This window comes from Novosphingobium sp. P6W (assembly GCF_000876675.2).
GTDB lineage: Bacteria > Pseudomonadota > Alphaproteobacteria > Sphingomonadales > Sphingomonadaceae > Novosphingobium.
Genome location: NZ_CP030354.1, coordinates 589,588 through 602,628, shown reverse-complemented (window position 1 = coordinate 602,628; position 13,041 = coordinate 589,588). Strand labels below are relative to the sequence as shown.

Genomic DNA, 13,041 nt, shown 5'->3' with positions numbered 1-13,041 from the left:
AGCCGGTGCTAAGGCGGCTGGGCCCTTCTTTGGTGAAGATGCCGATCAGACCGGCAGGCCAACGTAGTTTTCCGCGATCGAACGCTGGGCGGCTTCGCTCGACGCGATGTAGTCCAGTTCGGCCATCTGCATGCGGCGCTCGAAATCGCCATCGTCCGGGAAACGGTGCATCAGCTTGGTTAGCGACCAGCTGAACCGCTCCGCCTTCCAGACGCGTGCGAGCGCTTTTTCGGAGTATCCTGAAATCGCATCGCCGCTGTCGTGCTTGAAGAAAGCGCGCAGTGCCTCACCGGCATAATGGACATCGCTGGCGGCGAGGTTCAGGCCCTTTGCCCCCGTCGGCGGCACGATGTGCGCCGAATCTCCGCACAGCAGCAGGCTGCCGTGGCGCATGGGCTCGAATACGAAGGAGCGCAGCGGCGCTATGGACTTCTCGATCGAGGGGCCGCGCGTGATATGCGCGGCGGCTTCCGGGCCGAGCCGCATGCTGAGTTCGTCCCAGATCCGATCGTCACTCCAGTCTTCGATCTTCTCGGTAACCGGCACGTCGATGTAGTAGCGGCTGCGTACATTGCTACGTTGAGATGCCAGAGCGAAGCCGCGGTCGTGGTTGGCATAGATCAGTTCGTGATTGCATGGCGGCACATCCGCCAGGATACCCAGCCAACCGAACGGATAGATGCGCTCGAACCAGTTCCCGGCCGAGGCGGGAATAGCTTGCCTTGAGGGCCCATGGAAGCCGTCGCAACCGACGATGAACCGCGCATCGAGCCGCTGTTCCGTGCCGTTTTTGACGTAAGTCACGAACGGGGCCGCGCCTTCGATCTCGTGAAGCCTGACATCGGTCGCCTCGTAGATCACTTCGAGGCCGCGGGGCGCGGCGGCTTCCATCAGGTCGCGGGTCAGTTCGGTCTGGCCGTAAACGACAACCTGCTTGCCGGTCAGGGCCTTCATGTCGATGCGGATCAGCCGTTCGCCGTCGGCGAGGTTGAAACCGTCGTGAGGCAATCCTTCGATCTTCAGCCGGGCATCCAGGCCGAGGCGCTCCATCAGGCCGACCGTGACTTGTTCCAGAACGCCGGCCCGTATCCGTGAAAGCACATAAGGCCCGGTCTGCCGCTCGAGCACGACGCATTCGATACCTTCGGCCTTGAGAAGATGGGCTAGCAGCAGGCCAGCCGGTCCCGCGCCAATGATCGCTACCTGGGTTTTCATGAGAGTCTCCACCGGCGGCGCGATCTTGATCGGCGCGCTTGCATGGGCATGAATTGACAGCGTCGCGTGTTTACAGAAAGAGACTGGGGGCTCATATTGCAGGTACTTTTGGGACACGCCTATGTCGAAGCCTTCAATACCCAGCTTTGTGCTATACGGGGAAAAGCTGGGTGACGACGTCCCGGAATTTGCGCATATCGAGACGATTGCGGCGCGCAGCGCGTTGTACGATTGGGAAATAGCGCCGCACCGCCACTTGCGTAGTGTCCAGGCGTTGCTGCTCTCCAGCGGACAGGTGAAGTTTCGCTGCGATGGGCTGGTGCTGGATCTGCGCGCCCCGTGCTACATGATCGTCCCGATCGGAAGCGTTCATGGTTTCCAGTTTTCGCCCGAAACGGCTGGACACGTCTTAACCCTTTCCGCAGGTTTCATTTCGCGTGCGCTGGGGCCCCACGATCCTTTTCTCCATCTTCTGACTTATGGGGCAAGGGGCACCGTTCCTGATACGAACCTAGCGCGGGTTTCCTGGCTATGCAGGGAAATGCTCGACTGCCAAGCAGATTGGCAAGCTCCTCAACCGCTGTTCATGGTCCTTGCCGAGGCGCTGGTCCGGTCGTTGCCGTCACCGGAGCAAGCTGAAGCCGCTGACGAAGAGCGGTTGGTGGCATTTCGGCGACTGGTAGAAATTCATCTGTGCGAACATCGTAGCGTTGCTTGGTATGCTGAGCGGCTCGCCATAACTGCGAAAACGCTGACGCGCATCTGCCGCCGCAGCTTGGACTGCACGCCAACCGAACTCGTTCATTCTCGCCTTGTGCTAGAAGCAAGACGACTTCTCAGCTTTACGAATGCAACTGTTTCGCAAGTGGCAAACGAACTGGGCTTTTCAGATGCGTCGTACTTTTCTCGATTTTATCGTCGGATGACTGGAAGTCGTCCCGCAGCCGATAAGGTACAACACTAGCAGGCTTCTTGACGAGCAATCGAAGCCGACACCTCAACGGAAGAACGGTATGCTCTCCTATGCTCTTTACGATTTAGGCTAAAGCTCTCTGGGCTTCTTCAGTCATGGTGTAGACCGCTTGGCGCTGAGCTCCGCGATTGCGATGATCGACGCGGTAGCCTTGGTAGTGACGCCTTACCAAGCCCGCACGTACCAATTCCGATACTGCCCGGCTAACGTTCGTCAGGGCGGAATGACGAAGACGTTGCTAAACCGTCTCGCGGACGAGCGCTTCCGCTTGATCGGCGTCGGCTGGCATCGAACCACGCGCTAGCAAGTCACAGCGAACTCTATCGATCACCGCCGCTCGCCGGGAGTTTTGGTGCGCGATCGGCATCAGGGCGTCGCACAGCCATTCCCTGATCGGTACCAGCTTGCCCCCTTCGCGAACGTAAGGGCCAGCGGACCCGGTGGTGGAACTCGCCCGGGCAATCAAATGCAGCACCATGAAGCTGTAGCGCGGGCGTTCGCACACATCAGTCAAACGCCGGAGCATTCCAGGCAATGTGAGGGGACCGGTTGAAGCTGCAGCTGAGGTCACCGGCTCTGCGACGGCCGTGAAAAGATCGGGCTGGAACATATCGGGTTACCGGCGGGTAAAGTGCCACAGGCGGTTATTTGCGGAATCGGTCATCAATAGAAATCGCGCGAACAAACTCTCATTGCGAATGCTGTCGTCGCCCCATAGTCTGTGGAAAAGCGGCGGCACAGCAGTGCCGGGTGCCCGCCGAACGGTTGATCTGCGGCGGGTTTGGGCCATGCTGGCGGGGCTAGCGCGGGTCGCCACTTGGCCTGACGCGCGGGCGCAGAACGATTTCAAACTTCGACAGGTCGAACACGAATGAGCAACAATGACCTCGCCGACGCCATCGCCTCGGCTCACGACCTGACCAAGGCTGATGCGCGCAAGGTTGTAGACGGCGTGTTCGACGCCATCGCCGAGGCGGCCAGCAAGGGCGAAGAAATCTCGCTCAATGGGTTTGGCAAATTCAAGGTCAAGGACAGGCCAGAGCGCGAAGGCCGCAATCCCGCGACCGGCGAGGCCATGACCATCAAGGCATCGAAGAAGCTCGCGTTCACGCCCGCCAAGGCGGTGAAGGACAAGCTGAACGGCTGATCTGAGGCAGTGCGGCGCTCTGGACCTTGGAGCGCCGCACTGCAAACCTCGTCCGACCCTGATAGCGATGGAAGAGCGTTCGGCATGATGGTTCGGATTGAAGTAGCTGGCGAACACAACCTTGACGACTGGGCCAATCTGCGAACGGCGCTTTGGCCGGTCGCCTACGCGGCCGACCACCGCGAAGATCTCATGGAGTCGCTGTCTGAGCCAGGCTCACTGGTCGGCTTCCTCGGGCGCAATGCCGCGGGCGAGGCTGTCGGCTTTGCCGAAGCGGCACTGCGCAGTGATTACGTCAATGGCTGCGACACCAGTCCGGTCGCCTTCCTCGAAGGGCTATACGTCGCCGAGAGCAGCCGCCGGCTCGGCGTCGGCCGGGGCCTGATCGAAGCAGTCGAGGCCTGGGCGCGCAGCATGGGATGCCGTGAACGGGGTTCCCGTACCGCTTTCGCAGAAAGTAGCGGTAGGAAAAAGATCGCTATATCAATGGCTTGCTTGTCTTGCGTAGAACATGTTGCGTGATAAATCAATGACTTAACTTGGAATCAGGTTTTGAAGCCTAAGCTCTCCGTCGTCCCGCTACTGCGAAGCCGGCGTAGCGCTCAATGGGAAAGTGCAGCTTTCCGTGCATGTTGATATGCCGGAAGGCTACCGGCGCGATGTGCCCGAGATGCTCGGCCGGGAACCGATCCGCGCCCTCTCGGTCGACCACTTTCTGCATTGCCGCGGTGTTCCAGGCCATGACGATGTTGGTCAGCAGGGTAAGGGCTCCGGAGGTCGCGGCAACCTCGCGAAAGTTACGCGCGTGCTTGGCTTCAATTCGACCGGCGAAGATGGCGCGCTGAAGTTGGTGCACCGACTCGCCTTGTCCGAGGACGCGGTGTACCTCCCTGCGGAAGACCGGCTTTACAAGATAGTCGAGCAAGAACAAGCTGCGCAGCACTTTGCCAAGTAGCGTCCCGGCTTCGTAGACCGGCATGCCCTTCGCGGCGCTGCCGTGCCGTGCGATGATCGTTGCCGCAGAGCCATGTCCATTCTCAAGCGACAGGATTAAATGGAGCAGGCCATCCCAACCTTCCCGGGCAGCGCGGCTCACCCCAACCCGCTCAACCATGGGCTCCAGGCTCGCAGGCACGCTGACGTCGTGCGGCAGAAACAGCTTGCGGCTCGCAAGATCTGCCAGGCGTGGAGCAAGATCGAGGCCAAGGAGCTTGGCCGCTGCCATCGCGAAGTGCGTAAAGCCATGCGTGTCAACGGCGAGACGTTGGATTGCGATGATGTTTTGTTTCAAAGCTCCTTCAATGGCGACGCCCGCTTGCCGTTCGTTGAGCAGAACAGGTTGGTCATAGATCACAGCCCATCTGTCGCTAATGTGGGTGTAGGTGCCGATCGCCGGGACCCTCCGGCGGGGCTCGATGCGAGAGAGCCAAAGCCTGCGGGTCGCATCGAGGCTCATCATGTCTGCCGAAGCAGCAACACCCGAGCCCCAATGCACGGCAAGGGGCGTGGCGAGCATTTCCGCGGCCACAGCGTCGCTGGCAGCGCGCAAATGGCCGTTGTCCTCCATCGCCCGCATCGCAGTTCTATTCGATCATCGCTGACCCCGTCCACCATCCGGGCCATCTCGGCGGCGGTCTTATCGGTGCCCAGCGCGAGAATTGCGGCATAAAGTGCTTGCAGTTCGTCAGCACCGGCAGCCTCTCGCCCTAGCAGCAGCGAAGAGAAGCCGGTGCGCGCATCCACTGCGACAATGACTTCCGGAAGCTGTACAGCGCCAATGGCGGCGAACAGCGCCGTACGAGTGCTGTCGGTCGCGGGATCCGTGAGCAAAGCAATATGGCGGACCTCCTTAAGCGGACCTTCGGCAACCTGCAGGCCTGGGGCGTGCGTACCCTCCTGATAATGATCTGCCCCCACCGAGTGGACCGTTTGGTTTGTTAGTGGATTAAGCCCATCGCCGCCATATCCGGTCGGAGGTGGAGCGAAGCGGAACCGGAGGCCGGATATGGCGGTGTCGCTGTTTCCGGTGCCGGTGGTCGGTATCCCAGACTGCTATGCGGGCGGACGGTGTTGTAATGCCGCCGCCAAGCTTCGATCAGCACCTTGGCTTCGGCGAGGCTGTAGAAGATCTCGCCGTTGAGCAGTTCGTCGCGAAGCGACCCGTTGAAGCTTTCGTTATAGCCATTCTCCCATGGTGATCCCGGCGTGATGTAGAGCGTCTTCACGCCGATCTGCCCCAGCCATTGCTGGACGGCGGTCGCGATAAATTCGCTGCCATTATCGGACCGTATATGTGCCGGAGGGCCGCGCGAGATGAACAGGTCGGCTAAGGCCGCCAGAACATCCTCATGCCTGAGCCGACGCGCCACGACGAGCGCCAGGCACTCCCGGCTGGCCTCATCGATGATGGTCAGGATGCGGAACTTGCGGCCATCATGCGTGCGCCCTTCGACGAAGTCGTAGGCCCATACATGTCCCGGATATTCCGGCCGCAGGCGGATGCACGATCCGTCATTGAGCCATAGACGCCCGCGCTTTGGCTGGCGCTGCGGGACTTTCAGTCCTTCACGCCGCCATATCCGCTCGACACGTTTATGGTTCACCGTCCACCCTGCATGACACAGCAACGCCGTGACCCGGCGGTAGCCGTAACGACCATATTGCTTCGCCAATGCAATGATGTCCTCGGTCAGTGCCTGTTCGTCATCTGCCCCGCGCGGCATCTTGCGCTGCGTCGATCGATGCTGACCCAGCACCCGGCATATCCGTCGCTCGGATACCCGGACTGGCAGATCCCGTCGTACCTGATCGATGCAGCGCCGCCGCCGCGCGGGGCTCAGAAGTTTCCCCGTGCAGCCTCCTGCAGGATCAGCTTGTCCAGCGTCAGGTCCGAGATCGCCCGGCGCAGCCGCTGGTTCTCCTTCTCCAGATCCTTCATCCGCCGCGCCTGATCGGTCTTCAGGCCGCCATACTCCTTGCGCCACCGATAATAGGTCTGCTCGCTGACCGCGATCCGCCGGCATGCCTCGGCAGTCGAGGCTCCCTGCGCTAGCACAATCTCAACTTCACGCAGCTTGCCGATGATCTCTTCCGGCTTGTGCTTCTTGCTCGGCATTCAATGCCCCTTTCATGGTCCAGACTATCATAGTCTCTGGGCCACTCAGCGGGGGGCAGATCAATAACCCGGGTCCACAAACGTGCGCAGTTCGTTGGTGGCCGTGAACGTTTTGACCCGATCACCGAGCTGTTGCGCCATATAGCCCGCGTAGTCGGCAAACGCTTCGGCCGTGCCACGCGACTGGAAACCGCCCGGTAGCGCTGTGGCAGATCCCAGTGGAACACCGTCACATAGGGTTCGATACCGTTATCCAGCAAGTTGTCGACGACACGCTTGTAATGGTCCACGCCCTTGCGATTGGGCTTGCCCCGGCCCGTCGGAAAGATGCGAGACTATAAAAGCGAAAAGCGGTAGGCGCCTGGTCCAGGATCCTTGATCAGGCGGGTATCCCCCGGATAGCGATGGTAGCTGTCACAAGCCACATCGCCGGTGTCGCCGTTGGCGATCTTTCCCGGTGTGCGCGAGAACACGTCCTATATAGAAGGTCCGCGGCCATCCTCCTTTGCCGCCCCCTCGATCTGATAGGCGGCGGTAGCGCAGCCCCAACAGTCCTTTGGAAAGCGACGCTCGTGTGGCGCACCTCGGATGAGCGGAGCGGCCATCCCGGCCGCACCCGTCACTCCGACGGTCGCCATCAGGTTTCTGCGTGATATCATCGCGATGTCTTCCTTTGTGATGACCGCGCACGATGGCGGCGGTTAGCTTAAATTTCCTGGACGTTGCGCTTGGTAGGGATCAGTTCATTTGCGCTTAACGGCTGTGTTGACGAAGGCCTTACGGAAAAGGGCGAAGCCTTCCGGTCGAGATCACCTTGGCCTTCGCCACGACCTGCGCAGTTATTCCGCATCAGCACTCACCGATATTGCGGGCGATGTCGTGCTGGCAGCGCTGGCTCACTTCAACGTTGCCAACGCCCGTTCGATACGAGCGAGCACGGGGTCGGTTAGGATGCCGGGCAGTTCGGGCTGAAGATTGCGCAGCCGAGTTTGCGGGAAAAGTCCCTGTTTGCTCGAGTTGCTCAGCCCTGGCGCTTCCCGGTCGAGGATAGCACGGGCGCGTGGATCAGCGATAAGGTCGCTGGTAAGCGAGTCCACGCTCAGGTGGCTGGCCCCGGTCACCGTCACCGGACCGGGCGTGACCTTAAGCTTGGCGAGCCCCGCACTGATAGTCGCGAGCTTCTGCTGGGTCAGAATGGCGGGCGCAAATTGCTGTACGCCCGCGAGAGTCATTTTTTCCCAGCCAGCGACATGGCTCATGCCCTGGAGCATCCCCGGAACCTCCCGGTCCAGCAAGTCGCGGCCTCCCGGTGTGACCACAACGTGGCCGAGCAGCGAGGTGCTCGACAGCGGCCCTTTCGGAATAGGGGGCAAGGCACGCAGCGCGCCTTCGCTGCGGTCAGGCGCCGACTTGGAGACAGGAAGGGGCGGCAGATCCCCTACGCGAGACACGGTAACGGTCACTTGTGCGGCGCCTGCCTTGTTTGCGATGAGAAGGATCGGCGCATCTTTGGCGGAGCGAATTCGTCCCCCATCGACTACGATCTTATAGCCGTGCGGATATTGGATGGCGGGGATCCGAATTTCGGTCGCACTAGCACCTGCCTTACGTCCGCCGGGTAGAGTCGTCGTGTAACGATACGTGAGAACGCCCTTGGCAGCGTCGAAGTGCAGAACGTCAGGTGTGCCTGCGGTCGCCTGCGCATAAGGGCGGGCATAGGCGCGCAGCAGGGCCACGCGGTTGCCGTTGCCCTTGTCGGGCAGGCTGGGATCGACCAGTGCCTCGAACGCGCCCCGCGTCCAGGCAAGCCAGGAAATGTGGCGAGCATCGAAGTCTGCGGCTTGACCGACGATCTCGGCCGGGTCGTTGGTGAAGCCCCACTCGGTGTTGATTATGGCCGCGTCGCTGACAGTGGCATGGGCGAGCGCGCCATCGTTCACCCTGTCGCGTGTCGCCTTGATCGGACCATAATTATGGAAGGAGAGCGCGCGCGTCCCCGGTTTGCCGGAGATGGGTGTCTTGATCGGCGTACCCAGCGCGCCTTGAAGCATGAAAGGTTCCACAAACACCATCATGCGCGGCGCAGTGGCGTTGATCGCCTTTGCCGCCTTTTCATAGAAGGGCTTGAGCAGTTCCTGCTCCAGCTCCGGGCAATCCGCTTGGGCCGGATCGGGCACGGCGCAGCGGCTGCCGGTAGCTGGCTCGTTGAAGATGTCGATGCCGAGCACGCTGGATTCGTTGCGGAAATGCCGTGCCACGGCGGCAAGCCCATCAACATAAAGCTCCTGCACGCCCTTGCTTGTGCCCGCTACGGAATGGTTCTTCCAAAAATTGTCAAAGGACCGCTGCACCGCGGGATCTTTGAAATATCCGACCGGGAACTCGATGCCGGGCATCTTCTTGAAGCCGTCGGAGAAAACCGCCCAGTCGGGCATGCCGCGACCGCCGACCAGCGGGCCATATTGATCCTGGTGGAAGTCGATCAAGGTATAGATGCCCGCTTGCTTATAGGCGGCGACAGCCTTTGCGATACGGTCCAGATAGGCGCCGCTGATCGCGCCCGGTTTCGGCATCAACTGGTCGAAGAAGATTACCAAGCGCACGCCATTGAAACCCTGTTCCGCCATGCGCTGCGGCGTCTGCGGCGTCCAGCGGTCTGCCTTATTCAGATCAAGGGGATTTTCAGGCAGCATAACATTGCCGCCACGGATGGTGACGGCGCGGCCGGCAGGATCGACGAACCACCGACCCTTCTGCGCAATGCTGGCGGATGCGGACTGCGCTTGGGCGAGAGCGGTCGCTGGCATCATCATCAGCGAGCCGGCAAGTAGAAGGGCAACTCGGTTTTGCATCATCATCCTCTCGATCCCGTCGGACCTGGTCACATCTTGTGCGGCGCTTGAGCAGTCCAGGCCAGTTGCGCTGGTCCGATGCCTTTAGTTCATAAGATAATTATCTATAAGTTAGTCAAAAACTATTCTCCTATGTAATGATGGCCTAAAAATGCATAAACAGCATCACGCGTTCAAGAAAATCGTTCAGCTTTCCGGGGCAGGCAGAAGTCGCGAATCGCACCGGGTAGGCAGCGTTTTGCCAGAAAGCTCCCAGAACTGACCGGCGATATCTTAATTGGGTGCAGGCATAGACGAATCCTCATTTTACCGAACCAGATGGGCAAGCGCCGACCCAACCGCGCTTATAAAGCGGAGGCTGCTCTCGCGCCGCACAGCGCTCGCTACACAGCGCCCCCCGAAACCGAAATTTCGTAAATCGAACGCACACTACCTATTTGCGAAAATGCTGCAGGTCCACTAAAAGCGAAAAAAAGCTGGAAAAGGACGCGGATTGTCGGGGCGGTAGCCGCTCTGCTCCGGCTAATCATACCAAATTGAGCATCGCCGATGAGTCATCATCGCTCTGGTGACACTTGTCGGCTGTGCAGCTCGTGAACTCATGAGAGAGTCACGGCACTTAGCTTTTGCCGTGAGATGCCGGGGCATCGCGCCGCGATTGAAACGACGTAAGGGGCTGGATTGAAGCGATATCGAACTGCGCCTGCAGGACCTGGGACGGAGCAGAGTGCGCGCCGTTGATTGATCCGATTGCGCCGGGTGGTGGTGAACATGACGATGCAAAACCGTCACTGCAAAGTTATCGGTCGTTTGGCCAATGAACAGCGAGCGTATCGAGTATCTCTTCCATCATGCCCAGCACCCCGGGCTTCAATTCTACGATTACGCGGCGATGGTCGAAATGGTCCGGCGTGCGTTGGATGATCCCTAATTGCTCAAGCCTGGCAGAATGCCGATGGGCGTTAGCGGGAGGAGCGTGCGGCGCGAGCCAGGACTGGTAGAACTGCTTTCCTTCAAGGGTAGCGAGAAGCAGATCGAGTACCACGTCCCATCGTGGATTGGGAAAAGCCCTCGTGCCGAGACGTTCTGAGACAAGCGTGCGCTCGATGATGAGCGATCGACAAGCACTGACACGCCGGGCGTGAAGCGCACCCCCGTCCAACGGCCTCCCTGCGTCTTTCTCGTTGTCTGGCGTCACTGCGACGCGTTGCCTGTCAGGACGTCGAGGTGGGTGATCTCGCCATTGCGCCAGGCCGTGATCAGGTGTTCCTGGTCTGGCAGCAAGGCATCGATGGCGCCGCCGCTATGAGTTCCATCGAGCAGCGTGGATGGGCAACGGCCCTCGAACACACCGAGGTTGGGGCGGTGGATTTTGTAGCCTGCTAGCGCCGCGAGGGTCTTGGTAAACTTACGGGCTATCTCGGGAGGATAAGCTAACCACGGAATCTCATAGGGCTTGAGCCACCCAAGGCAGTAGCTAATGATAATGCCGCGCCGCGGGATCTGCGCGCGATTTGCGCCGGCCGCATGAAGCGTCGATCCAAGAAATACGAGGGCCGAGCCAGGTTTCATCTGGGCTCTCACGGCCAAGTCGGGGTCGAGAATCAATTTGTGCGGATCCCTGTGGCTGCCCGGCCAGATATGGGTAGCGCCGTTCTCATCGGTGAAATCGGTCAATGGCCACATAACGTTGACCAGCAATTCTATGCCGCTGGCGGGGGGCAGGTGGCGGCTGAGAGTCCACATATCCTGGTCGCGGTGCGGAACCTGCTCGATAGAGCCAGCTTCCAGCTGGATCGCCTGCGTCAGGTTCAAGACGAAGCGATCACACCAGGGTCCCAACATTTCTTCGACCAGCGCAAGAATGCCGGCATGCTCGATCAGCGCATGGGTCGCTGACGATCGCACAGGCAGTCGTCCAAACCTGCGGGTATCCTCGCCAGAGAAGACTCCTTGCGATAGTGGCGCTGTGGCGAAGTGCGGATCAAGGTCCCGCGAAACCCGGTCGATCGTTCGGCGATCCAAAATCCCTTCGAGAATCGTGAAGCCGTCTTTTCGCAAGCGCGCGGTGTGGGCCGCGGCGAATTGAGGCCCCGTCATACTCCCGCCTCCATGGCGACCACGTTGCGCGATGCCCGCGTGTCCGCGCGCCAGATGCCCGTCCGCCGCAACAGTTCGGGTGTGTCGTCATCGATGGCGATCTGCAGCGCGCCGATTGAGCCGGTCGACAACTGTTGTGCGTCGCCGAGTTGACGACAGCGCCATCCAAACGTCTGGATTTGAGCGCCCCAGACCTCGTCCGCGACGCAGCAGTAACCTACTATGCCTTCTTCAAGGGCAAGTTGGACCAGTGCGGTGGCAAGGCAGTTGCGCGCATTGAGCCCATCTGCTGCGCGGATCGAGCGGGACAGACATAGCCGCGAAATTTCCCAGATGTCCGGCGAGGACGGCGGGGCATCCGCACACAGGGAGGGGAATATTGCCCCAAGCAAGTACGGCTGGTCGCAGGGTATCAGGCGCAACGATCCGAGATGTTCACCCTGATCGCTCGCGCACACGACATAGCGCGTGGTGGGCAGATCGAACTGGTCGAGTTCGAAGCGGTCGTCGCGAACCGGGAGGTCCCAGCCCAGGAGGTCGATGAAGACCCTTTTGCGTTCAAGAAACATTTGGGCGAGGAGCGCGTCGTCGTTCGCGCTCCCGCCGTCGTAAATGACGGGCGCCATTGGTTTTTCTCCGGTGCTTCGTGATGGACAAAGCATCGGCCAAAGGCGCACCGTCTCCAATACCCCAAAAAAGGGATATCAGGCCGCGTTATTGTAGCAGATCTGTCCATCGAACACGGCGCGAAGGATCAAGGCGCCCCTCTTCCCAATCCCGTATCGCCGCATCGCCTCTTGAATGTATTTATGGACCGTATCCTCGGCCAGTCCGAGCCGGTGGCCGATCTGCTTGTTGCTGAGCCCCGCCGCCGCCATGCCGAGACATTCGACATGGCGCGGACTGAGAAGAGGTATCGGCGGGCGTGAAAGATAGGCGGCTTGGTGGATGACGCGGCGTGCCGCTTGGAAGGCAAATACAGCTACGAGTTGCACGACCGCCAGGAGTTCAGCAGTGACGAGCAAGCGCTGGCCTCCCCCAAATGAACAGGTGCCCCTGAATTCACCTGGCGAGTGGATCGGTATCGTGATTCCATCATAGAGGCCGAACCCTTCGGCCTCTGCGAGTATCGCTGTCTGACGGGCGGTTAGTTGAACGAATTTGGATGCATCGTGCCATGCGATCGCCATTCGGACGCGCGTGCTGGCGGCATGGAGTGGGTCGTCGAGATAGTACCGACGGCTAAGGATTCGATCAATCCAGTCATCGTGATAATTGGATATGGCCACAGCCCGAGTTCCCTCTGCAAGCAGATCGACATGGCTGACGAGCGCGAACTTCGGCAACCTCAGCAGGATGCCGGCTTCTGTAAGGAGATCTTTTATCTCTGCTTCGCTTTGGACTTCTGCGCAGCGCGAGATGAAAAGCGATAATTCTGGACCAATGTACATACTGTTTCCTTGGAAAAACAGCAGGGACACGGCCTTTCAGACTTTTAAATCCTTCCTCAGTTCATTCGACGTTGCGAGTATCCCTGCCCAGGTTTTAAAATGTCGGACTTTTTTCCGGAATGGTTGGGGGCGCGACCCACCCCTCTGTCGCCGAAAGATTCGATAAGAACGACAACGGGATAGTGACA

Annotated in this window: 13 protein-coding genes and 1 pseudogene; 3 read left to right on the top strand and 11 right to left on the bottom strand. The window is 60.0% G+C overall.

Annotated features, from left to right (window positions below; all coding sequences use genetic code 11):
• Window positions 1–45: 45 nt before the first annotated feature.
• Window positions 46–1,215 carry a 4-hydroxybenzoate 3-monooxygenase gene (gene pobA / locus TQ38_RS28375; protein ID WP_043981072.1) on the bottom strand — a complete coding sequence of 390 codons (1,170 nt, stop codon included), beginning with the start codon at window positions 1,213–1,215 and terminating at the stop codon, window positions 46–48.
• A 121-nt stretch (window positions 1,216–1,336) separates the two neighbouring features.
• Between pobA and TQ38_RS28370 the strand changes: the two genes are divergently transcribed.
• Window positions 1,337–2,179, top strand: a complete 843-nt coding sequence (locus TQ38_RS28370) for a helix-turn-helix domain-containing protein (protein ID WP_082058037.1) — start codon at window positions 1,337–1,339, stop codon at window positions 2,177–2,179.
• Between the two features lie 247 nt (window positions 2,180–2,426).
• On the opposite strand, the gene TQ38_RS28365 is transcribed toward TQ38_RS28370, so the two are convergent.
• The gene (locus tag TQ38_RS28365) at window positions 2,427–2,798 is read right to left on the bottom strand and encodes a hypothetical protein (protein WP_370059845.1); all 372 of its coding nucleotides are present in this window, start codon (window positions 2,796–2,798) and stop codon (window positions 2,427–2,429) included.
• A gap of 261 nt (window positions 2,799–3,059) precedes the next feature.
• Here TQ38_RS28365 and TQ38_RS28360 point away from each other — a divergent pair, with 261 nt between their 5' ends.
• Window positions 3,060–3,335 (top strand): HU family DNA-binding protein, encoded by a 276-nt coding sequence (locus tag TQ38_RS28360; protein WP_043981077.1) that lies wholly within the window; start codon window positions 3,060–3,062, stop codon window positions 3,333–3,335.
• Between the two features lie 84 nt (window positions 3,336–3,419).
• Window positions 3,420–3,857 carry a GNAT family N-acetyltransferase gene (locus TQ38_RS28355; RefSeq protein ID WP_052506064.1) on the top strand — a complete coding sequence of 146 codons (438 nt, stop codon included), beginning with the start codon at window positions 3,420–3,422 and terminating at the stop codon, window positions 3,855–3,857.
• Between the two features lie 37 nt (window positions 3,858–3,894).
• On the opposite strand, the gene TQ38_RS28350 is transcribed toward TQ38_RS28355, so the two are convergent.
• The 9 genes and pseudogenes from TQ38_RS28350 to TQ38_RS28315 all read right to left on the bottom strand — a co-directional run bounded on the left by TQ38_RS28350 (window position 3,895) and on the right by TQ38_RS28315 (window position 12,853).
• The gene (locus TQ38_RS28350; protein WP_162792462.1) at window positions 3,895–4,902 is read right to left on the bottom strand and encodes a Tn3 family transposase; all 1,008 of its coding nucleotides are present in this window, start codon (window positions 4,900–4,902) and stop codon (window positions 3,895–3,897) included.
• A complete protein-coding gene (locus tag TQ38_RS31595; protein WP_370059856.1) occupies window positions 4,791–5,078 on the bottom strand; it encodes a hypothetical protein in 288 nt (95 codons plus the stop codon). The genes TQ38_RS28350 and TQ38_RS31595 overlap by 112 nt, the downstream gene beginning before the upstream one ends.
• Window positions 5,079–5,272: 194 nt before the next feature.
• Window positions 5,273–6,450, bottom strand: a protein-coding gene (locus tag TQ38_RS28340) for an IS3 family transposase (RefSeq protein WP_113941902.1) whose coding sequence is annotated in 2 segments (ribosomal slippage) — window positions 5,273–6,186 and window positions 6,186–6,450 — 1,179 coding nt in all. Because the reading frame shifts where the segments join, the coding sequence is not laid out codon by codon here.
• A 63-nt stretch (window positions 6,451–6,513) separates the two neighbouring features.
• Window positions 6,514–7,055, bottom strand: a pseudogene (locus tag TQ38_RS28335) (family 1 glycosylhydrolase); the annotation flags it as partial.
• Between the two features lie 291 nt (window positions 7,056–7,346).
• Window positions 7,347–9,308 carry a cellulase family glycosylhydrolase gene (locus tag TQ38_RS28330; RefSeq protein WP_043976494.1) on the bottom strand — a complete coding sequence of 654 codons (1,962 nt, stop codon included), beginning with the start codon at window positions 9,306–9,308 and terminating at the stop codon, window positions 7,347–7,349.
• A 793-nt stretch (window positions 9,309–10,101) separates the two neighbouring features.
• A complete protein-coding gene (locus tag TQ38_RS30345; protein WP_162792460.1) occupies window positions 10,102–10,347 on the bottom strand; it encodes a hypothetical protein in 246 nt (81 codons plus the stop codon).
• A 149-nt stretch (window positions 10,348–10,496) separates the two neighbouring features.
• Complete coding sequence (locus TQ38_RS28325) at window positions 10,497–11,402, bottom strand: phytanoyl-CoA dioxygenase family protein (protein ID WP_043976496.1); 906 nt, start codon at window positions 11,400–11,402, stop codon at window positions 10,497–10,499.
• Window positions 11,399–12,028, bottom strand: a complete 630-nt coding sequence (locus tag TQ38_RS28320; RefSeq protein ID WP_043976498.1) for an acyl-homoserine-lactone synthase — start codon at window positions 12,026–12,028, stop codon at window positions 11,399–11,401. Before TQ38_RS28320 ends, TQ38_RS28325 begins: the two co-directional genes overlap by 4 nt.
• Window positions 12,029–12,106: 78 nt before the next feature.
• Window positions 12,107–12,853 carry a LuxR family transcriptional regulator gene (locus TQ38_RS28315; protein WP_043976500.1) on the bottom strand — a complete coding sequence of 249 codons (747 nt, stop codon included), beginning with the start codon at window positions 12,851–12,853 and terminating at the stop codon, window positions 12,107–12,109.
• Window positions 12,854–13,041: the final 188 nt, after the last annotated feature.

What these genes read in the sequence shown, in the direction of transcription:
- pobA (WP_043981072.1), bottom strand. Translation starts at nt 1,215, where the DNA reads ATGAAAACCCAGGTAGCGATCATTGGCGCGGGACCGGCTGGCCTGCTG.
- TQ38_RS28370 (WP_082058037.1), top strand. Translation starts at nt 1,337, where the DNA reads ATGTCGAAGCCTTCAATACCCAGCTTTGTGCTATACGGGGAAAAGCTG.
- TQ38_RS28365 (WP_370059845.1), bottom strand. Translation starts at nt 2,798, where the DNA reads ATGTTCCAGCCCGATCTTTTCACGGCCGTCGCAGAGCCGGTGACCTCA.
- TQ38_RS28360 (WP_043981077.1), top strand. Translation starts at nt 3,060, where the DNA reads ATGAGCAACAATGACCTCGCCGACGCCATCGCCTCGGCTCACGACCTG.
- TQ38_RS28355 (WP_052506064.1), top strand. Translation starts at nt 3,420, where the DNA reads ATGATGGTTCGGATTGAAGTAGCTGGCGAACACAACCTTGACGACTGG.
- TQ38_RS28350 (WP_162792462.1), bottom strand. Translation starts at nt 4,902, where the DNA reads ATGGAGGACAACGGCCATTTGCGCGCTGCCAGCGACGCTGTGGCCGCG.
- TQ38_RS28330 (WP_043976494.1), bottom strand. Translation starts at nt 9,308, where the DNA reads ATGATGATGCAAAACCGAGTTGCCCTTCTACTTGCCGGCTCGCTGATG.
- TQ38_RS28325 (WP_043976496.1), bottom strand. Translation starts at nt 11,402, where the DNA reads ATGACGGGGCCTCAATTCGCCGCGGCCCACACCGCGCGCTTGCGAAAA.
- TQ38_RS28320 (WP_043976498.1), bottom strand. Translation starts at nt 12,028, where the DNA reads ATGGCGCCCGTCATTTACGACGGCGGGAGCGCGAACGACGACGCGCTC.
- TQ38_RS28315 (WP_043976500.1), bottom strand. Translation starts at nt 12,853, where the DNA reads ATGTACATTGGTCCAGAATTATCGCTTTTCATCTCGCGCTGCGCAGAA.